We start from the raw sequence: 20,121 nt of genomic DNA on the forward strand, positions 1-20,121 counted from the left end.
GTGAAAGAAGGAGATGATATAAATGTTTAACACTTATACTGTAAGAACACATAGCAGAGATGAAATGGTTGAAGTCACGACTGACATTCAGCAGTGGATTAGCAGTCAGTCTTTTAAAAACGGTATTGCAATTGTATCGTCCAAACACACAACTGCCGGGATTACTGTAAACGAAAACGCAGACCCCGATGTTAAAACGGATTTTTTGAGAAGGTTAGATGAGGTTTATCCATGGAATCATCCGGAGGATCGTCATATGGAAGGAAACACTGCTTCTCATTTAAAGACGAGCACAGTCGGTCATGCACAGACAATTCCTGTTCAGAACGGCAAGTTGGTGCTTGGCACGTGGCAGGGCATTTATTTTTGTGAGTTTGATGGTCCCCGCTCACGTCAATACACCGTTACACTCATTGGCGGCTGAATAGCATGAGGGCATATGCAGCACTCATCGGTCTCAGTCTAATCTGGGGACTGTCATTTGTATTTATTAAAATTCTTGCTGAATCAGCAGGTGTCTGGGGAACAGTTTTTATCAGATGTACTGCCGGTGCACTGATTTTGCTGCCGATTCTGATTGCACAGTGGCGCAAAATTGATCGCCCAATTCCATGGAAGCACCTGATCGTGAGCGGGATTATGAACGCTGCACTTCCATGGGCTCTGATTGCACTTAGTGAAACGAGAATCGCATCGAATACTGCATCAGTCCTGAATGCAACGACTCCGGTTTTTGCAGGACTGATCGGCTTTTTTCTATTTAAACAGCGTTTGAAGTTGCAGCAGTGGACTGGTATTCTGATCGGATTTTTTGGCGTTCTCGTATTAATAGAATTTAAAATCGGCAATATATTTGGCTCTGAATTTATCGGTGTCGGTACAATGATGCTCGGAGCGATGTGTTACGGCTTCGGCTCACACTATGTCAGACGGTTCACACCGGCAACCGGAGTGGTTTTACTGTCAGCCACTTCACTGATCACGGGTTCTATGGTCGGGCTGATCATGATGACATTCAATGGATACAGCCTGCTGTCTTTTACATATAACACGTCATTCTGGCTTTCTGCAGTCGGACTTGGATGTTTTGGATCAGGTGTAGCCTATTTGCTTTTCTACTATCTGATCAGGCAGAAATCACCTGAATTTGCGACCACGGTTACCTATCTGGCACCAGTTTCAGCGATGATCTGGGGAAGTGTGCTGCTTGATGAACCTGTTACACCCTCGCTTATTGGAGGCATGGTGATCATATTTGCAGGAATTTATTATGCCAATCGCAAATCGAAAGCATCAAAAGTGAACATGCGCAGCACTTCTACTTAACATTTTCTCATCATAAAGAGCGGCCTCCTCGGAAGCCGCTCTTTTACACTGTTTTAACGTATTGTTTAAGCTGTTTCACAATATCTTCTTTCACATCTTCAGAGGCGTAGAAATGAACCCCATAATAAAATTCATTACCGCCTGCACGTTTCCATACCAGTTCAGCCTTCATCTCATACACCAGTTCATTCAGCATAAACTGCAGATGAATTTTGACGGGGTCTTCATTGCTGACCGGTAAATTTAATTTTGAACTCATCTTTGTACCGCTCGGGCTCAAATCATGCATCAATGCTTTCCCTGGCTGTGAATTAACCTCACGACCATGCAATTCATAGATTCTAAATGCTGCTTCTAACGGCTTTTTAAACGAAAACCTGAAGCCTTCCTGCCGATTATATCGCAAAGTACTCACCTCACGTGGGAAATTTGAATATAAAACCTTTGTACTATATATATCGGTTATAACTGACGTTTTTGTATAGTTAAATGGTGACACTTCTAAACAGGACAATGTTGTGATATGTAATGCCAGCCTGTTCATTCAAATCAGTGTGCTTGTTATTTTTTCAGCTGATCTCCGGGTCGAATACTTTAAAAACAGCGTCTCTGTGCTTTTTTGCCTGATATAACGCATGATCAGCACAATTAACTAACGTTTTTTTCTGATTCGCATGAGTAGGATAAATCGCAATGCCTATATCGAGCATAAAATTCAATACAGTATTCTTTACTGTGACCGGTTCGTCCAGCGCTTCTGAAATCCGGCTAGCCACTGCAAATATGTCTTCATCCTGACTGATGTCAGGTAAGACTACCACATACTCGTCTCCCCCTAATCTGCCAACTGTATCAACTTTTCTTACACACTTCTCTAAAATCCGTGCAGCAGCTTTTATGACCTCATCTCCCATTTCATGTCCAAACTGATCATTAATCGTTTTAAAATCCCTTCCATCAAGAAATAATAACCCGACCTTTTTTCCTGTTCTTTCAGCGAGGTGAATTGCCATCTCCAGACGGTCGTCAATCAATCGTCTGTTAGGGAGACCTGACAAATAATCATAAAACGCCATTTTCGAAAGTTTCTCTTTATATTCGATTCTTTCTGTGATGTCCCGTGAGGATGTTACAACGCTTTTCACCTGATCATTTTCAAGAATAGGCGTAGCCACTACTTCCTTCCAAATGGAGTAACCATTTTTGTGTATATGTCTTATCTCAACAACTGCACTGCGTTTCTCAGCAATCAGCAGTTGAAACTGTTCTTTTGCTCTTTCTCTGTCATCTTTATGGATAACCTCTGAAAAATGCTTTCCTTTATAAAAATCTGCATTATATCCCGCAATTACTTCACTTGATGGTGAAGAATATTGAATCATTCCATTTGGATCAATGATTCGTATTACATCCATTGTGTTTTCAGTGATGATGCGAAACAATTCCTCGGTTTCAAGCAATTTCTGCTCCAGTAAATGTTTTTCAGTCACATCTCTCACAATACCAAGGATAAAACGGCATTCCCCATTTGAATCCAATAGCGGATATAACGTCGTATCCCCTGTATAAAGCTCTGTACCGTTATTAATCGTATGTGTGAAATGAATACTTTTTTTCATAATGGCAACATTCAGGTATTGTCCATTTAAAGCTGCAGCCTCTGCTTTAGCTCTTACAACCTGACTGACAGTTTTACCAATTACCCAATCAGAAAGCGCCGTCATATTTTTAGCTGCCTGATTGATATATTCATAAATAACCTGATCCCCCTGCACACCCATCAAAAACACAAGATCTTCGACATAATCAAACAATCGTACAAAATCGAACAAGCTTTCAGCGTTACGGTGAGAATATTCAAACATGACGTCCTCTCCCTTAAAATATTCCTTCATGCATAACTATATCTCATACAAAAAATGATATCGATTTGAATTACTATGAGCAAAAAGACTAACTGAATGAACAAAATTTATGAATAGACTCAACATTTATTAGTTACAAAGTATTATAACTGATAGATCTTTAATCCGGGAATATTTTTATTCTCAGGTTTAACATGCTTTCGATACAAACCGCTCATGAAGCATTGCAAAACACGATATTAAGTAAAAATATATTTATATTTAATAATTATTTATTGTTTTTCAATAAATATGGTGATATTATCTAGTTATTCAAATTGAAACTGAGGGGCGATCACGATTACGACTTTTACAGAAATCAAAAGCAGGGTTACTTTAAGTGATTTTTGGATTTTCATTGCAGGTCAATGTAAGTCCGCAATGTTTCCAGTCTACATCTTTCTTTGCCTTGGATTGACGCAGACCTTAGACTTACCTTTTTTCGCCCGGTATGACTGGCTGCTATTCTTATGTCTGCTCATGCAGGTATTAATGGTTCGCTTTGGGGTTGAAAGTCTGGATGAACTAAAGGTGATCACTGTTTTTCATTTAATCGGATTAGTGATGGAGATTTTCAAAGTAAACATGGGGTCATGGAGTTATCCGGAGGAAGCATTTTTTAAAGTATATGGCGTTCCTTTATTCAGCGGATTTATGTATGCAAGTGTTGCGAGCTATCTGTGTCAGTTTTGGCGAAGGTTTGATGTGGTACTAATTAAATGGCCCTCACTGCTTCTTGCAGTCCCGTTGGCAGGAGCGATTTATCTGAACTTCTTTACTCACCACTACATGATGGACTTTCGCTGGGTTTTATTTGTGCTTGTAGCCCTGACATTTTATCAGGCTCAGCTGACCTTTAAAGTGAATCGTCTTTACTTTAAAATTCCCATTTTAATGTTCTTTCTGCTGATTGGATTTTTAATATGGATTGGAGAGAACATCGCTACTTTCCTGGGTGCGTGGCAGTACCCCAATCAACATGAAGCATGGGAATTAGTGCATGTAGGAAAGATCAGTTCCTGGCTGTTGCTGATGATCGTGAGTTTTTTGATTGTGGCAAACTTGAAGGTTGTAAAATCTAATCTTTGTTAAAGTCGGCTGTTGATTTCCGCTTCAGGCGGACGCTTTCCGCGGCCGGGCGCAGGAGTCACCGCCTTACGCTACAATCACCAGTTTTGCATAAACAACAATGAACTTTAACTAAGCCAAAATCTAAAATTAAATAATTTTTATGAGAGGTGCATGATGAAAAAAGGATCCACTCTTTTACTTAAATTAACCCTATTTGTTCTTGCAATACCTATTTTAATCGTGTGCGTGTACGCATTTCCGGTTCTGGTGTTTGATGTGATTGATCAGGCATTAGCAGGTGAAACATTAGCGATTGTATTACTCGGATTCATTCTGATTATGTATGCAGCGGCGATCCCCTATTTTCTCTCTTTGTATCAGGCATTCAAATTACTTTTAAATATTGATAAAAATCGGGCATTTTCAGCTCAGTCTGTCATCTCTTTAAAGCTGATTAAAAAAAATGCAGTGCTCATTAGTTTGCTTTTTTCAATGGCGTTGCCGTTCATTGTGGTAGTGGCACGTTCGGATGATACCCCGGGATTTATATTAATAGGCATCATTATCGTTGGCGCCTCACTGGTAATCGGTGTTTTTGCCGCTATACTCGAAAAACTCCTGTGGGAAGCAATCGAATTGAAAAGGGAAAATGAATTAACAATATGAGGTGAAATGAATGATCATCATTAATATCGATGTGATGTTAGCAAAGAGAAAAATGAGCGTAACTGAGCTGTCAGAAAAAGTTGGCATCACAATGGCAAACCTTTCAATTTTAAAAACTGGAAAAGCTAAAGCAATCCGTTTTTCTACGCTTGAAAGGATATGCAGCGCACTACATTGTCAGCCCGGTGACATTATTGAATACAAAGAGAAATGAATGAGGTGATTGGATGAAGAGTATTGTGCTGGATGTGGACAGTTTGAATAACAATTCACCTTTGAATTTTCAATCATGACATTAAGTGTATATATTGGTTTACCTGAGCTTTAAAGATCTCTGAACAGTTGTTTATCTTCAGGTCTTTATTTTGCATGGAGGAAATTATGAATGAATCAGATTTTATCTACTTAATCAAAATCGTTATCATTGGCTTAGTACAGGGTCTCACAGAACCGATCCCTGTATCCTCAAGCGGTCATGTAATGATTGCCAGTGAATTATTGGGACTGGGCGAACAGGGATTCACCTTTGTCATCTTAACCAATACCGCATCACTTATAGCTATACTCATGATATACAGAAGAGATATTATCAGGCTGATTGTAAACTCGATCAGTTATCTGAAAACAAAAGAATCAGATTATAAAAATGATTTTCAGTTCATCAGATTTTTAATCCTTGCAACATTTCCTGCCGGAATACTCGGGCTGCTGCTGAATGACTTCATTGCTGAACAAACGAGTATGACAACCATCGCACTGATGTTATTCATGACAGGAATTGCTTTGTGGCTGATAAAGGATATAAAAGGAAGGAAAGATGAAGGTGATATTTATGCCAGAGATTCGCTGCTCGTCGGGTTTGGTCAGTCTCTTGCACTTATTCCGGGCATCAGTCGTTCCGGCGCAACGATCATCTCTTCAATCGCAGTTGGAATGAATCAGGATACAGCACTAAGGTTTTCATTTTTGCTATATATACCCATCAGTCTTGCCGGTGTTGTTCTTGGATTGTCTAATTTTGTGAACGAGCCGGATAAATCAAATCTCGCAGCCCCATATCTATTAGCATTTTTTACGACACTGCTTATGACTTACATCGCAATGAAATGGTTTATTAGCGTTTTGAAAAATGGAAAGCTTTTATACTTTTCTTATTATTGTTTTATTGTGGGAACGTTACTTTTCATGTTTTATTAACGTTCTCTGAGATAGCGTTAAAAAGGTAATAAAAGACAAATAAAAAACCACCAAATAATCATTTGGTGGAGACGGTGGGAGTCGAACCCACGTCCAGAAACTTCAATACTTAAGCTTCTACGAGCGTAGTCAGCCTATTCGCATTTCACCGTAACTTATGCCAACTGACTTGAAGCTTCTGATATATAGTTTTTTAGCATTAGGGAGTATAACTTTTTTACGAACTCGGTTCAATTCCTTGTTTACAATTATAACACACCGATTTGTGCTGGTATAAGCAGAATTTAAAAACCTATTTCTAAATACTTTTTGGGGACTCTATACAATATTTCTAACTGATTTAGCCTACTATATGTCGCATTTAAGTTTTGTAAGTTTGTTAAACCGTAATTATGTTTAACCTTCTTAACAAATCATTGCTTTTATACTTTGACTAAATTGTGCATTGCTTTAATTCTTTCTCTTAATCTGCTTTCTAAGTCATTTTCATCAGACCAGACTATAGTATTAATTTGACTCACATCAAAATGGTTGTTTTTAAAATCTTCTTTTTCACAGCTTAAAATGACTTGTTTCTTTAATGCCAGTGCATAACCAGCTTCAAGATAAACGCCTCTTTTTTGCTCGGTTAAATCACTGATCACAAATTCTGCCTTTTCAATTTCGCTAAAAATCTCTGGAACAATTTGATTATTGTGTTCTTTCGAGTCAATAAACATTGGTTCATACCCAAAATCTCTTACTACATTAGCAATAGATTTCCGGGCTTTTAGCATTTCTTCACCAAAAGACATAGCAATAAAAACTGATGATTTACTATAGTCAATTTCAATTTTATATTCCTTTAACTCTCTTATAATTAATTGTTGTATAGAAGTAATACTTACCCAATGATTATTACTCGAAGCTATTAGTAACATTGCAACCAAAAAATTTTTTTCATTAAGTTTCTTTATAAAATCCCATATTTCATCGAATTTAACATAGCTGTAACTCTCACCGTGATTATCAAATATTATTTCAGTACCCTTTTGAAAATTTAACTTATCGCTTCCTAAACCCAATTCACTCAAAATACTTATAGCTAGTTGAGCAGGAAACTCAACCGCTCCAGAATATACAAAATATGGCATCTTTCCGTAATTTGCTTCTTCATCCTGACGCTCAAAATCAATTAACATCCTTTTATGCCCTATTTTATTTTGCATACTTATTTTGAAATCTTTTAAATCTTCTTCTTTACCAGATAGACTATAAACGCTTTTTTTTAATTTCCCCATTTATATTTCTCCTCACATTACTCAATTACTAAATTAAAAATTCTTTTAAATAAACCACGTAGCAACAAACTTTTAATAACTCGTTTCATTAAACTCAACTAGTGAAACGGTATATTAGCACTTCTAAAAACACTATCTTGTTATAGTTCGATTCATATTTTCATACGAAGTAATAATATTGAAAAACCCAGTGCTTTTACGGATTTATAAGTGTTTCTTTTTTTATGTCTTTTTCCCACAAATATGTTTAAAGTCTAGTTAAATTCAAGGTTTTTACGAGAGTCTTTCGAGCTTAAAATAAGTATTGCTTAAATACTTCTAGTTAAAAGTCTAAGATAATATAAATAATATTTTCTAATAGGGATTTCCTTCTGTATCAAATCTAATTAGTGCATTCCCCCCATTAAATTCACTATCAACTAAATAAAAATTCTCTAGTTCCGCATCAACCCATATTGATTTAGGAATATGTTCAAGTACAATTATTTGAAAGTCGGTGTTCAATTCCTTATTTACATAAGTTATAAAATTGTTGATAACAGTCATAGCAATTGTTATTTTGTTTCTATCAGAGTTCACTATTTCATTCCAGCTTTTTTTCTGTTCGCTATTATCTTCTCCAAAATAAGGTCTACTCGGCTGATCTAATATTATCCACTGAGGAACATAAGGAGAGCCTTGTCTGATTATTAATTCATGAAGTCCAAAAAAGAAACAAAGATGTAAAAATAAATGATTAGAACTACTCCCTACCTTACTAGGATGGATAGATTTTGGCTTTCTCAATGAAAGCCTCTTTCCTTTATATATAAAATTAGATCTATATCCACTGTATATACCTAAAGCTGCACTACTTTGATCTAAATAATTTTGTATTAACTCATCTAATAAGTTTAGAATAGACTCTCTTCTTTCTGTATAATCCACAATTGATTCCTCAAGTTCATTTTTCATTTCTTTTTTATCTTTCAATAATGCTTCAATGATTTGTCTATCTTCCGAATCATCCCATTGTTTTTCATATAGTGATAATTTAGCTTTCATTTCACCAATAAACATTATTTTATCTATTTCATTCTTAGTCTGCTTACTATTTAATGGGACCTCTGTAATTTGGTCATTTATAGATTCTAATTGCTCTTCATATTCCTTAATTTTTTTACTAATATTAAAATTTAAAGGCGGCTTCCCCTTTATGTTCTCATTAATTTGTTCAAACTCTTCGCTTAAATTTTTTATTAATAAGTTCAAGTCTGGCAAGTCTAGAAAATTATAATAATTTTTTTTAATTACCTCAATTGGCTTTAAACTATCTAAATTATTTTTCTCTATATTTTTATAATTTTCATATTCACTCTTAAATCTTTTGAGATTTCTTATTTTTCTAATTAGAGAGTTCTTTTTACTTTTCAACTTATTAACTTTGTCTAAATTATAATCTATATTTTCTTCCTTATAATTCTCAACAATTTCTTTTAATTTTGGTAATATACTATTTTGGTCTATTTCAGTATACCCAATTAAATTATATTTTTTCGCTAATTGGAACAAATCTATAAGATTGTCATTAAATACATTTAGTTCTTTATCTATTAAGTTTAGTTTTTTTGTCAGAGCATTTACTTCTTGATCCAATTTTTTTACTTTTTCCCGCATTCCTATATTTCTTTCAGACTCTATCCCTATTGCTAGATCAAAAATCCTCTCTAATGCTTCTCTATACTTGTCATCATTTTGATTATCAAAAAATACTTCACTATGTGAGATGACGTCTCCTGATTGAGTATTAAACATAAAAAAATATCTAGGAGAGATCTTACTACCCAAAGAGATTTTCTTACCCCCATACGGAAAAACAGTATTTTCTGTTATGCTAAATTCTTTATCAATAATTACCTTTAAATCTTTTTCTTCAATATTACTTTTAGGATTTCTAGGGATACCTCCTCTAGGTGAGAAAAAGTATTCTTTTGACACTACCCTATCTTGTATTGCCCCTCTAGCAACAGTATAATTCTTATCATTTATATTGTATTTAATACCATACCATTTTACATTCTCATTTATTCTTTCTTCAGTAATATTAGGCTTACTGGAAAAGAAACAATAATCAATAATACTTATTATTTCAGATTTACCAGTCCCGCTTTCCCCCGTTATAATATTTACCTTATTATTTTCAAATTCCAATTCTCTTATTTTGCCGTTATTAAACCACAAAATTAGTTTATTAATATGAAATCTCATAATTTCACCCTCAATTGAAGATATAAATTTTCTACATCATCTTCTAATAATTTTGCAACGGTTGGAGATGCTGCTATAATTTTTTTAGCTCGTAATCCCAATTTAGAAGTCTGTTCTATAGAATAGAAGTCTTTTTTTTCTGATATTTTAATATTATTTTCACTGAATTCAATTACATTTATTGAATTTAATATGGAGATTGAATTTATAGAATTAAGCATTAAAGAATAAAAACGTTCATTAAAGTTTGAAACGAGCTCAGGTTTTCTAATGACTAATTGTTCAATACTTTTCAAATCCGTATTTGCTCTGTTTATGTAACTTAAAAAACCGTTATGACACATCAGAGGAATTATAAGCATAGCTTTTGCCGAACTGATAGTTTTAGATTGACTGAGTACATTATATATTGCTACACACCCTATAAGTTCGTTGTTATATAAATTTGATCCTGCAATTGAAGAATTAAAATCTTCTGTCATCACATTGCTCGCTATGTTAGCCATCAACTTTATACCTCTCTTTCCAACCAAAATACCATCCTATAGAGGGCTTATCCGATAAAAGATAAATATAACCATTACTCAATCTAGCATCTAATTCCGTTTCATCTATCTTCAAAGACATTCCTAGGGTCCCATAATAACAATCAATAGCTGATTCAATTAATTCTTCTTGATCTATATCATCTAATTTAACTCTTCTTAACTTTCTTCTAATTTTAGAATGGATGTTATTAAAATGATTATCCCATTTTTTTATTACATCCTGTTCAAATTTATCTTTCTGTTCTTCTGTTATATCTACGTCTTGAATCCATTGCTCTAAATTATTATGCATTAAATATTTACAAGTGAAAATTTCAACTATCTTATCTTCAAAATCTTCATCTTCTGGATTTATAACTTCTATATCGATAAGTTGTTTTATTGAAGTATGTTTTTCAGGATCAGCAGGTTTGTTGTGTTTTGGATTATTTAATCTAATTGGTAACTTTCTACTCCTACCCAATTCAAAGTATTTTGTAAATCTTTTATGGTATTCAGAAAAAGTTAATATTACTTTGTTTCCATCTTTTACTTCATCATAAATTAGTTTTCTAAGACTACTATCTACCGCTTTAAATACATCTTCAAGTCTGGTGTCATTTACATTTTTTTCTTTAATTCTTAACTTAGCTAGATTGATTAAATCATCAACATTATTTTTGACTTCTAAATTTCTCAAAAAAGGCTCTAACCATGTATCATCTTGTTTTAATAATTTTTTTATATAGCAATCCGTAACTGAACTATTCTTACCTTTTTTAACCTTAGATAAATCCGCTAAATAGTCTCTAATATTATTAATACTAATATTTCCTTTTTGGAATTCTTCTATATTTATGAAAAACAGATTGGATGAAGTTATTGACTTATTTGTTACTAAAATAAAGCTAGTATTTAATATGTATTTTAATTGCTCCTTCAATTCCTTTCTTCCCTCAGTTTTATCGTTAATCATTTCAATCCAATTAGAAATTGTCTTCCACAAATCAATATCTTTTTCAGAAAGATTGCTTATTCCTCCACTAGCTTTTGTTACAACTGAATGTTTCAATTGAATTAATATTTGTTTTCCATCAGCTTTATCGATATGAACATCATCACGCACTTCATATCCAACAGACTCTTCACTTTCAATTTTTAATACTTCATTTAAGAAGAAGTAATATTGATAATCGAATCCAATAGACTTGGATTCTGCTGAAGTCAATTCTTGAACAGACTTTTCTTTTTTACTCACTATTAGCCCTCCTAAACTACGTAAAAATTTATGTTTTACATTCTTTCCACCTAATTCATTGCTATAATAAAGGTAAAATTATAGTTAAATTATACCATACTTAAATAATCATAAAAGACTTATTTAATTTTAGTTAGATGAAAATACAGTATTGATAAATTTATATCTAGCTTCTGAAAATTTAATAAATAAATTAAAATGTTAAAATAGTATAGAGTTGTTGATCTAAATATTGTCCTATACGACTCATTATTAAGTAACGGGTAAAGTAAAAATCCTTACTGTATTAAACGGTAAGGACAAATTTGTGTGATAGCATGTTACCATTCATCGCTGGATTGACCTGCTACTTTCTTCTTTTTTATTTCAGCATATATAGTTGAACGTGGAACGTCTGTAAGCTTGGAAATATCATTAACACTCATTCCATTGTGTGCCCGCTCATTATACAAAACCATAGCACGTTCTATATTCTTCTTAGGTTTGCTCGGTCTTCCCATATGTTTACCTTTTAACTTTGCTCTCTCTCTTCCTTCTGCTGTTCTTTCTTTGATTAAGGTACGTTCAAACTGTCCTATAGCCCCAAGCATTGTAAACATCAACTCACCAGATGGAGTGGAGAAATCAATATTCTCCTTTATGAATACGAGCCCAATCTTCCTATCCTTTAACTCACTAGCAATCATTTGAAGATCAAGAGTTGACCTAGCTAATCGATCAATTTTTGATACAACTAGCTTATCTTTATAGATCACTATTCCGTCCTTATCGAGCTCCGCCGTCTGGTTTCGAGATTTCAATCCGACGTACCGGATCTGTTTTGTAAGTTCCCACAAGGAGATTTTTTCGAATCGACTGCCATTTGTGCAATAATTTGCGTTCTTAGGTTTTGAACGGGCGTAAGATCCGCGCCATGCCTTTCCTTATTACTCTCTATACGTTAGAGTGCGTCAGGCATATTCGGTTTTGACAGAATCGTGTTCATCAACATCGCTGTTATTCTTTTCCTTAGCGTTTCACGTTTCCTCTTTCGATGGCAGCGCCTCACACTTCCACCAGCCCACACGGAATTCACCGCTACTTCTTGATAAACAGCTCTTTTCAGATTGTCTGTGAGTCTCTCAGTTACCATGAACCAGATCGTGGCACTCTCTTGATTGTTCAGTCCTTCTCGGCTGTCTCAAGAAAATTTGGTATTATGACTTCAGCTGACTTCCTGGCGGTTCTACGGAGAATAGCTTATCCAGTTACCAAGTATACAAGGCATATCCGCCAAATCTCCCCGCGTAAGAGTGCAATCTTCCCTCCATCTATCCGCCTCATTTACTTTCTGTACCTCCGACAGTTTGGACTTTGTCTTGTTGAACAGACTTATCCAGTAAACAAGCTTTGTATGAGATTCGTGTTCCTCTAACCAGAGGTTTGTCGCCCGCTTCCTTCAGGTTCCAGGTCACCTCGGACACCCTTAAACTAAACTAACCAGTACAACTGCCTTGAGTGTTAGGGACTCTCATCCTATAGATTGCACCCATGCCAGGCGCACTCAAAAAAAGACAAGGATTAAATTCCTTGTCTTTTCCCTACCTTAATAAATGAACCATAAAAAGAATAGGATTATAGATTTATCCATTATCGCTAATACTATGATCCGTTTCAAATCTTAAAACAATAAATGTATCTCCTTCTCTATATCCGAAGCAACGAAACTTTTGACTTGTCCTGAATTTATATATCTGTTTACTTGAGTATGGAGTACCTAAAAACCAGTTATCTTTTTTTGCTGGTTGATATTTTTTGAAATCTAATCCATCAGATCTCATAATTGCATCCCAATTCATTTCATTAAACATCTTAAAAGTAGAAATAAATGCTTTTTCCTCACTTTCTTCGAGAATACTAAAATCATATCCTTCTTCCAAGTATGCAAAAGATAAATTAGTTCCTTCGAATCTATGATTACAATAAACTCGAGCACCTATCACATTCTCTTCATAAAGTAACTCACTAAAAGTAGTGAAATTTTGAATATTTATTAGATCAAAAGTACACCCATTTTTATTAACTTCAAGAATTTCTTTTGCAAAACGAGCATTCGAGAATGACATAACTATTTTACTTCTTTCACAGGCTTCTGCAAGTGAATAACCACTTGTATTTGAAGTGAACTCGCATAAGTATTGATCCTTACTATTATGTCTTTGGTCTTCATGCCAAAAAGAGGGATCTGACATTAGACTGTTTAATAATTGTTTGAATCTCCGAATTTCATTATTTGTTCTTGTTCTTCTATCCCTAAATGCATCATGGAGGTTTAGTTCTTTTGTCACCTTAAATGTGTATAGTTCTTGGTGTTTTAAAAAAGAAGCATTTGATTTTTCCATTAGTTTTTGTATTTTTAATACTGATCTTAATGAATCATAAAACTCTTCCAAATTCCTGAAACTACCATCTAAAGAAAGTTCATTAATCAAAATCTCCATACTATAACCCCAATAATTCATCTAAGTCGTCGTCAAACTGATCAAAGAGGCCATCTTGGTGATTTATGACATTACCATTATTATTAAACTCAATTCTCACAGAGTTTGTTACCATTTCTTTATCGTCTATAGAGAAAAAGTATGTAGACACCTTCTCTTTAGATATATTTTTATTGTATATTGATTTTCGTACTCCATTAAAAATATGGTCACTATGAGTTTCAATTATAAATCGTATACCTTTATCAGAAATAAAAGTTAAGAATTCAGTTAATTTAGATTGAGCGCGTGGATGTAAATGGATTTCTGGATTTTCAATGATAATTAAATCGTCTTTTTTTGATGTTAATGCACTCACAAGTATTGCAACTATATAACTTAGGCCAGAACCAATATTTTTGGGTCTAACATATCGATTATTGACAGATAAAAATTTTGCTTTGACTTTATCAGTATCTTTTATATCTTCTGTGATTAACTCACTATTAACGATATGCTTTAGCCAATAATTCAATTGTAGCGCAAGAGTATAACCAACATTTTTATCCTTAATTAAGTATTCTTCAACCATTTTTTGTTTATTTGATTCATAAAAATCTATTGCATATTCTCCTAAAATTCCAAAGTCATTATTTTTTTCGAAATTTTTTCCATATAAGTCTTGTGAACCTATTCTTTTAGAAGATATGTAGTGAATTTTTTTATTCTTTTGGTTTAAATATCGGGTTAGTTCATTTTGATTTGGATTTATTTCACACTGAACAATTCCATCATCTTCAAAAAAATTAAGCGATAAATCTTCGAATTGAGAGCTTAATTTTATTGAAAAAGACTTTGCATTCTTAATAAAATTTCTTGCATCTGAAAACTCACCTAAAGAAACTAGCCTCCCATTTAGTGGAGAACGTCCATCGTCCGTTATGTTTTGGATTGCTAATAATAGCGCTTGGATAACTGTAGATTTTCCAGCAGAATTCATGCCTACAAGTAATGTAAAATTGTTTAATTCCAATGAAGTCTCATCAAAACTCTTCAGTCCATTAATCGTTAAATTTGTTATCATGTAAAAGCCTCTCCTTTAAATCATCAAACATACTAAATACATCTGGAATAACAACTCCACGCCCCCTATCGTCGGTAAGTAATTTATTTAATTCTTTTGTAGATAATAATTGATTACACATATCCTTTAAACATTCCTTATTTTCAATACAATAATTCTGATCAAAATGCGCAAATAAATAACCAAATGCTTCAAAAAGTATCATATTTATTGGATTTTTTTTATCACTATTGGACAATCTTCTAAAAGATGAATCCTTTCCAAACACTATAAAGTTATTTTGCATTGTATTCATAAATAAATCGGTTAAATATTCGATTTTGTTATCATTGCACTTGTTTAGGTACTCCATAGATTTCCCTAGAAACTCATCAATATCATTCTTATATTCAATTGGAGAACCATTAGGATCTAGAAGTAGACCTTTTCTCCATAAGTAAAAAGAAATAAATCTTAAAACTAAGTAACGGTCCTTCATTCTTGTAGAATTTATAGAATTACTGGTCACAAATTTAAATATATCTAGTTGAACAAGATTTCTAAGTAAAGTGGTTGATTTTCCTTGATACAGTGCATTTCTCATTTCTTGATTATTTAAAGGGGTTCCACCTCGATTAACCCTATCAAATATATCGAATTTTATTCTATCCGGTGTTGGAGGTTTAATCACTTGTGCAATTATCTGAAAGTCCTCTAAATTTGCCTTCATCTTTTCTTCAAGTTCTTTAAAGTGTAAACCATTTAACGAATTCAATACTTTTAGATTTTTTAATTTAAATTCATTATTTAAAAAAGAAAAAAAAGTGGTTAACCGTTGACGTCCATCAATAACGACTAATTCTCCATCTTTTGTTTCATTCAAATAAAATATAGGAAGTGGTATTCCCATTAAAACAGACTCAATTAACTCTGATTGCTGATCCTTTATCCAAACTACCTCTCTTTGAAAATCAGGATCTAATATCAATTGTTCCCTTAAATATTTCCTATTCAATTCATAAACAGAATATTGACTTCTTTCAACTTTTATATTTGCTTCAGGATAAATATTATGTTCTTCATTCGAGATAGTAACATCTATTAATTGATCGTCTTCTGTTTCAAAGTTTTCTAAACCTTCAAGTATTCCATCCTCCATATTAACCTCATCCTTTTACCTTTATTTTAGGACTAATAATATTTAGTATCTCCATATGTATGTGTAAACTAAATAAATTTGATGAAATTTAACAATAATCGGTATATTAATTATATCAAAAAACAAGAATGTTCATTATTATAACCAAACTTTATTACATAATAGCAATAATAATAAGACAAGGAAATTAATCCTTGTCTAGGTTTGTGAAATAATTTAATCTTTTTCTTTATTAATTCTGTCATAAAAAATATTAACTCTTTCCTTTTAAATAATCGTTCGTCTGATGTATATTGATAATAAATACAGTGGAAGTAAAACCCATTTATTCATTTTCTTCTTAAAGTAGACTTTATAATTAATTCGTTGACTTCATTTAGAAAGAGCTAAAATAATCATTTAGTTTTGTTTAAACTGGATTGGATCATCTCTACTTCCTGTAATGCCTTACTGAGTTCACGTATCTTTTTGTTGGATTGGACTTTTACAATTGACTCTGAAGCCATGTTGTCTTCCTCCTTCTTACACATACAATCACAGCCCTTCAACATACGCTGCCATTAATATGTGATCTTATGAGTTCATTATACCATTGAACTTGCTTTTAAAACCAAATAAAAAACCACCAAATATATATTTGGTGGAGACGGTGGGAGTCGAACCCACGTCCAGAAACTTCAATACTTAAGCTTCTACGAGCGTAGTCAGCCTATTCGCATTTCACCGTAACTTATGCCAACTGACAGGCGTCCGAACGGCTAACCTGATTAGTCTCTTCAGGCTGCTTCAGGTGGTAGCAGACTGCGTATCCCACTATAAGTGAACCTCAGGCAGGTCTACATGGGTGATAGACAAGTGAGGCCTCAAGTGCTTATTAGGCAGCTAGAGCGTAATCTTGTTTGTTGTTAACTATTTTTGTTGACGTTGATGACGGAGACGATCCCTCCGACTCGCAACTCAAGCTCGAACCATTCCTGTCGAATCCGTAACGTCCCCATGATAAGGATGAATCAGGCATACACCTGGTTCAGTACGGGATCCGGATAGTATCCGGTTGTCCTGCCGCTTTAACGGCATAATCTATTATAACATACTAACGTCTTTTTTCAACTGGAACAACCTACCTCTGACGATCTTTCAATGCACGTGCGACTTCCCGCTGCGCGTCCTTCTTCTTCAACGTTTCACGCTTATCATATTTCTTTTTACCTTTACCAATTCCAATCAGAACTTTTGCATATCCATCTTTCAGATACATTTTCAATGGAACAACTGAATAGCCCTGCTGCTTTGTTAAACCTATTAACTTATTAATCTGCTGTTTATGCAAAAGCAGCTTTCTTTCACGCAGCGGATCGTGATTATAACGGTTACCTTCCTCATAAGGGCTGATGTGCGCGTTATTTAAAAACACTTCTCCGTTACTGATACGCGCAAAAGAATCCTTCAAATTCACTCGTCCTCTGCGAATCGATTTGATTTCAGTTCCCTGAAGCACAATTCCCGCTTCAAAAGTTTCTTCAATAAAATAGTCATGACGCGCTTTTTTATTTTGCGCAAGAACTCTACCTTCTCCTTTAGGCATCTGTTACATCCTCCCCGACAAAAGGCAGAAGGGTCAAAGCTGACCCCTGCACCTTACTTTCTTTTCTTCTTTTTATTCTTCTTGTTCTTCGGAGCGCCTTTGTAAAATTTCTTTTTGTCTCCCTTACCGCCGTCATCACGTTTGCGGTTTTTCTTATCACGTCCGGCTTTGCCTCGGCTGTCAACTACACGCGCTGTTTCTCTGCGAACTCTTGGTGTGCCTTTCATACCCACGATTTCGAAATCAATTGCGCGCTCGTCTTTATTCACGTTTACAACACGAATTGAAATTTCATCGCCGATTCTGAATACGTTGCCTGTCCGCTCACCGATCATCGCCATATGACGCTCATCAAAGCGGTAATAATCATCTGTCATGTAGCTGACGTGCACTAGACCTTCAATTGTATTGGACAGCTCAACGAAAATACCGAAGTTTGTCACAGATGAAATCACGCCGTCAAACTCTTCACCGATCTTGTCCATCATGTACTCAGCTTTTTTCAGTTCATCCGTTTCACGCTCTGCGTCAACAGCACGTCTTTCACGTCCTGATGTATGCGCAGCAGTTTCCGGCAATTGTTCTGCCCATCTTTGCTGTGTTTTTTCATCTACCTTATGATTAATCAGATACGTTCTGATCAGGCGATGCACAATTAAGTCTGGATAACGTCTGATTGGCGATGTGAAATGTGTATAAAAATCAGTCGCCAGACCAAAGTGACCAAGGCTGTTATCATCATATTTTGCCTGCTGCATTGAGCGAAGCATCATTGTGGAAATGACCATTTCCTCAGGGGTTCCCTGGATGTCATCAATGATTTCCTGCAGCGCTCTCGGATGAATTTCATTACCTGTTCCTTTTACCGTAATACCGAAATTCGTAATAAACTCGAAGAAACGTTCCAGCTTCTCAGCCTTCGGATCCTCGTGAATACGGTAAATAAACGGCAGGTTCATCCAGTGGAAATGTTCAGCGACTGTCTCGTTGGCAGCAAGCATAAATTCTTCAATCAGTTTTTCACCGACAGAACGCTCACGAATACCAATTTCAGTTGGATTACCTTCTTCATCTACAAGCACTTTAGCTTCTTTAAAATCAAAATCAATCGCACCACGGCCAAAACGCTTACCGCGTAGAATCGCTGCGAGCTTCTCCATGTCCTGGAACATCGGTACAAGCGGCTCATACTTTTCAATCAGCGCTTCATCTTCATCGACCAGAATTTTATTGACATCCGTATATGTCATTCGTTCATTCGTACGGATCACACTCTGGAAAATTTCATGTTTAATGACGCCGCCGTTCTGATCAATCTCCATTTCACATGAAAGTGTCAGTCGGTCGACTTTAGGATTGAGTGAGCAGATCCCGTTTGACAGGCGGTGTGGAATCATTGGGATGACACGGTCCACCAGGTAAACGCTTGTCCCGCGGTCGTAGGCTTCCTCATCAATTGGAGAACCTTCCGTAACATAGTGACTGACATCAGCGATATGAACACCAAGCTGATAGTTGCCATTGTCCAATTTCTTCAGTGAAATGGCATCATCAAGGTCTTTTGCATCTGCACCGTCAATCGTCACCGTGGTTTCTTCACGCAGGTCACGGCGGTCCTTCAAATCAGCCGGGTCAATCTCATCAGGCACTTCATTCGCCTGCTGGATCACTTCATCCGGGAACTCGATAGTAATACCATGCTTATGGATGATTGATAAAATATCAACGCCCGGGTCGTTTTTATGGCCGAGGATTTGAATGACTTCCCCTTCAGCACTGTTGCGTCCATCAGGATATGCCGTAATTTCCACAATCACTTTGTGCCCTTCGACCGCACCTTTGCTCGCGTTTTTCGGAACAAAAATATCACTCGTCATTTTTTTATCATCCGGCATGACAAAACCGAAATTTTTACTTTCTGTATAAGTCCCGACGACCTGTTTCGTCTTGCGCTCAAGAATCCGTACAACCGTACCTTCTTCACGGTCCCCTTTAGATTCACTTGATACGCGGACCATGACTTTGTCACCGTGCATCGCATGCGCAGACTCATTAGGCGGAATAAACACATCTTTTCTGCCAGGCTCATCCGGAATTAAAAATGCAAAGCCTTTTGCGTGTCCGGAAAGTGTTCCACGGACCAGGTTCATTTTCTCCGGAAGTCCATACCGGTTACTGCGCGTTCTGACGATTTCACCTTTTTCCTCTAAAATCACAAGTGACTTTACCAGGGCTTTAAATTCAACCGCATCATCAATCTCAAATGCTTCCTCAAATTCCTGCACAGTCAGCGGCTTATAAGCCTCTTCACGCATATACGTGAGCAGTTTGTCTTTCATCTTCATCACCGAATCTTCCATCAGCGATCCCTCCATTTTC

18 protein-coding genes and 1 other RNA gene are annotated in these 20,121 nt (G+C 35.3%); 6 read left to right on the forward strand and 13 right to left on the reverse strand.

Going from position 1 to position 20,121, the window contains the following annotated elements; genetic code table 11:
- Window positions 1-22: 22 nt before the first annotated feature.
- The gene (locus E2626_RS00480; protein ID WP_134378526.1) at window positions 23-424 is read left to right on the forward strand and encodes a secondary thiamine-phosphate synthase enzyme YjbQ; all 402 of its coding nucleotides are present in this window, start codon (window positions 23-25) and stop codon (window positions 422-424) included.
- Between the two features lie 5 nt (window positions 425-429).
- Window positions 430-1,326 carry a DMT family transporter gene (locus E2626_RS00485; RefSeq protein WP_134378528.1) on the forward strand — a complete coding sequence of 299 codons (897 nt, stop codon included), beginning with the start codon at window positions 430-432 and terminating at the stop codon, window positions 1,324-1,326.
- A 43-nt stretch (window positions 1,327-1,369) separates the two neighbouring features.
- Here E2626_RS00485 and E2626_RS00490 read toward each other — a convergent pair whose 3' ends face one another.
- Complete coding sequence (locus E2626_RS00490) at window positions 1,370-1,732, reverse strand: PilZ domain-containing protein (protein ID WP_166786675.1); 363 nt, start codon at window positions 1,730-1,732, stop codon at window positions 1,370-1,372.
- Between the two features lie 163 nt (window positions 1,733-1,895).
- Window positions 1,896-3,191: a diguanylate cyclase domain-containing protein gene (locus tag E2626_RS00495; RefSeq protein WP_166786676.1), complete on the reverse strand. Its 1,296-nt coding sequence runs from the start codon at window positions 3,189-3,191 to the stop codon at window positions 1,896-1,898.
- A gap of 420 nt (window positions 3,192-3,611) precedes the next feature.
- On the opposite strand from E2626_RS00495, the gene E2626_RS00500 reads away from it, so the two are divergent.
- The 4 genes from E2626_RS00500 to E2626_RS00515 all read left to right on the forward strand — a co-directional run bounded on the left by E2626_RS00500 (window position 3,612) and on the right by E2626_RS00515 (window position 6,164).
- The gene (locus E2626_RS00500) at window positions 3,612-4,322 is read left to right on the forward strand and encodes a DUF817 domain-containing protein (RefSeq protein WP_134378534.1); all 711 of its coding nucleotides are present in this window, start codon (window positions 3,612-3,614) and stop codon (window positions 4,320-4,322) included.
- 153 nt (window positions 4,323-4,475) lie between these two features.
- On the forward strand, window positions 4,476-4,967 hold the full coding sequence (locus E2626_RS00505) for a DUF2975 domain-containing protein (protein WP_134378536.1): 492 nt from the start codon (window positions 4,476-4,478) through the stop codon (window positions 4,965-4,967).
- 10 nt (window positions 4,968-4,977) lie between these two features.
- Window positions 4,978-5,181, forward strand: coding sequence for a helix-turn-helix domain-containing protein (locus E2626_RS00510; RefSeq protein WP_134378538.1), 204 nt, complete (start codon window positions 4,978-4,980; stop codon window positions 5,179-5,181).
- A gap of 167 nt (window positions 5,182-5,348) precedes the next feature.
- Window positions 5,349-6,164, forward strand: coding sequence for an undecaprenyl-diphosphate phosphatase (locus tag E2626_RS00515; RefSeq protein WP_134378540.1), 816 nt, complete (start codon window positions 5,349-5,351; stop codon window positions 6,162-6,164).
- Between the two features lie 422 nt (window positions 6,165-6,586).
- Here the strand turns inward: E2626_RS00515 and E2626_RS00520 are convergent, their stop codons facing one another.
- The 11 genes from E2626_RS00520 to rnr all read right to left on the reverse strand — a co-directional run bounded on the left by E2626_RS00520 (window position 6,587) and on the right by rnr (window position 20,102).
- Window positions 6,587-7,444 carry a hypothetical protein gene (locus E2626_RS00520; protein WP_134378542.1) on the reverse strand — a complete coding sequence of 286 codons (858 nt, stop codon included), beginning with the start codon at window positions 7,442-7,444 and terminating at the stop codon, window positions 6,587-6,589.
- 354 nt (window positions 7,445-7,798) lie between these two features.
- Window positions 7,799-9,691, reverse strand: coding sequence for a DUF3732 domain-containing protein (locus E2626_RS00525; protein WP_134378544.1), 1,893 nt, complete (start codon window positions 9,689-9,691; stop codon window positions 7,799-7,801).
- The gene (locus E2626_RS00530) at window positions 9,688-10,197 is read right to left on the reverse strand and encodes a three component ABC system middle component (protein ID WP_134378546.1); all 510 of its coding nucleotides are present in this window, start codon (window positions 10,195-10,197) and stop codon (window positions 9,688-9,690) included. Before E2626_RS00530 ends, E2626_RS00525 begins: the two co-directional genes overlap by 4 nt.
- Window positions 10,190-11,476, reverse strand: a complete 1,287-nt coding sequence (locus E2626_RS00535) for an ABC-three component system protein (protein ID WP_134378548.1) — start codon at window positions 11,474-11,476, stop codon at window positions 10,190-10,192. Before E2626_RS00535 ends, E2626_RS00530 begins: the two co-directional genes overlap by 8 nt.
- A 320-nt stretch (window positions 11,477-11,796) precedes the next feature.
- A complete protein-coding gene (locus E2626_RS00540; RefSeq protein ID WP_424955106.1) occupies window positions 11,797-12,231 on the reverse strand; it encodes a recombinase family protein in 435 nt (144 codons plus the stop codon).
- Between the two features lie 867 nt (window positions 12,232-13,098).
- Complete coding sequence (locus E2626_RS00545) at window positions 13,099-13,956, reverse strand: hypothetical protein (protein ID WP_134378552.1); 858 nt, start codon at window positions 13,954-13,956, stop codon at window positions 13,099-13,101.
- Between the two features lies 1 nt (window position 13,957).
- Window positions 13,958-15,019, reverse strand: a complete 1,062-nt coding sequence (locus E2626_RS00550) for an AAA family ATPase (protein ID WP_134378554.1) — start codon at window positions 15,017-15,019, stop codon at window positions 13,958-13,960.
- Entirely contained in the window at window positions 14,997-16,157 is a 1,161-nt protein-coding gene (locus tag E2626_RS00555; RefSeq protein ID WP_134378556.1) for a DUF262 domain-containing protein, read from the reverse strand. The genes E2626_RS00550 and E2626_RS00555 overlap by 23 nt, the downstream gene beginning before the upstream one ends.
- A 638-nt stretch (window positions 16,158-16,795) precedes the next feature.
- Window positions 16,796-17,153: a transfer-messenger RNA gene (gene ssrA / locus E2626_RS00560) on the reverse strand.
- A 124-nt stretch (window positions 17,154-17,277) separates the two neighbouring features.
- Window positions 17,278-17,742 (reverse strand): SsrA-binding protein SmpB, encoded by a 465-nt coding sequence (smpB, locus tag E2626_RS00565; protein WP_134378558.1) that lies wholly within the window; start codon window positions 17,740-17,742, stop codon window positions 17,278-17,280.
- 53 nt (window positions 17,743-17,795) lie between these two features.
- Complete coding sequence (gene rnr / locus E2626_RS00570; RefSeq protein ID WP_134378560.1) at window positions 17,796-20,102, reverse strand: ribonuclease R; 2,307 nt, start codon at window positions 20,100-20,102, stop codon at window positions 17,796-17,798.
- Window positions 20,103-20,121: the final 19 nt, after the last annotated feature.

It is taken from the genome of Jeotgalibacillus salarius (assembly GCF_004405125.1).
GTDB lineage: Bacteria > Bacillota > Bacilli > Bacillales > Jeotgalibacillaceae > Jeotgalibacillus > Jeotgalibacillus salarius.

What these genes read in the sequence shown, in the direction of transcription:
- E2626_RS00480 (WP_134378526.1), top strand. Translation starts at nt 23, where the DNA reads ATGTTTAACACTTATACTGTAAGAACACATAGCAGAGATGAAATGGTT.
- E2626_RS00485 (WP_134378528.1), top strand. Translation starts at nt 430, where the DNA reads ATGAGGGCATATGCAGCACTCATCGGTCTCAGTCTAATCTGGGGACTG.
- E2626_RS00495 (WP_166786676.1), bottom strand. Translation starts at nt 3,191, where the DNA reads ATGTTTGAATATTCTCACCGTAACGCTGAAAGCTTGTTCGATTTTGTA.
- E2626_RS00500 (WP_134378534.1), top strand. Translation starts at nt 3,612, where the DNA reads ATGTTTCCAGTCTACATCTTTCTTTGCCTTGGATTGACGCAGACCTTA.
- E2626_RS00505 (WP_134378536.1), top strand. Translation starts at nt 4,476, where the DNA reads ATGAAAAAAGGATCCACTCTTTTACTTAAATTAACCCTATTTGTTCTT.
- E2626_RS00510 (WP_134378538.1), top strand. Translation starts at nt 4,978, where the DNA reads ATGATCATCATTAATATCGATGTGATGTTAGCAAAGAGAAAAATGAGC.
- E2626_RS00515 (WP_134378540.1), top strand. Translation starts at nt 5,349, where the DNA reads ATGAATGAATCAGATTTTATCTACTTAATCAAAATCGTTATCATTGGC.
- E2626_RS00520 (WP_134378542.1), bottom strand. Translation starts at nt 7,444, where the DNA reads ATGGGGAAATTAAAAAAAAGCGTTTATAGTCTATCTGGTAAAGAAGAA.
- E2626_RS00525 (WP_134378544.1), bottom strand. Translation starts at nt 9,691, where the DNA reads ATGAGATTTCATATTAATAAACTAATTTTGTGGTTTAATAACGGCAAA.
- E2626_RS00530 (WP_134378546.1), bottom strand. Translation starts at nt 10,197, where the DNA reads ATGGCTAACATAGCGAGCAATGTGATGACAGAAGATTTTAATTCTTCA.
- E2626_RS00545 (WP_134378552.1), bottom strand. Translation starts at nt 13,956, where the DNA reads ATGGAGATTTTGATTAATGAACTTTCTTTAGATGGTAGTTTCAGGAAT.
- E2626_RS00550 (WP_134378554.1), bottom strand. Translation starts at nt 15,019, where the DNA reads ATGATAACAAATTTAACGATTAATGGACTGAAGAGTTTTGATGAGACT.
- E2626_RS00555 (WP_134378556.1), bottom strand. Translation starts at nt 16,157, where the DNA reads ATGGAGGATGGAATACTTGAAGGTTTAGAAAACTTTGAAACAGAAGAC.
- smpB (WP_134378558.1), bottom strand. Translation starts at nt 17,742, where the DNA reads ATGCCTAAAGGAGAAGGTAGAGTTCTTGCGCAAAATAAAAAAGCGCGT.
- rnr (WP_134378560.1), bottom strand. Translation starts at nt 20,102, where the DNA reads ATGGAAGATTCGGTGATGAAGATGAAAGACAAACTGCTCACGTATATG.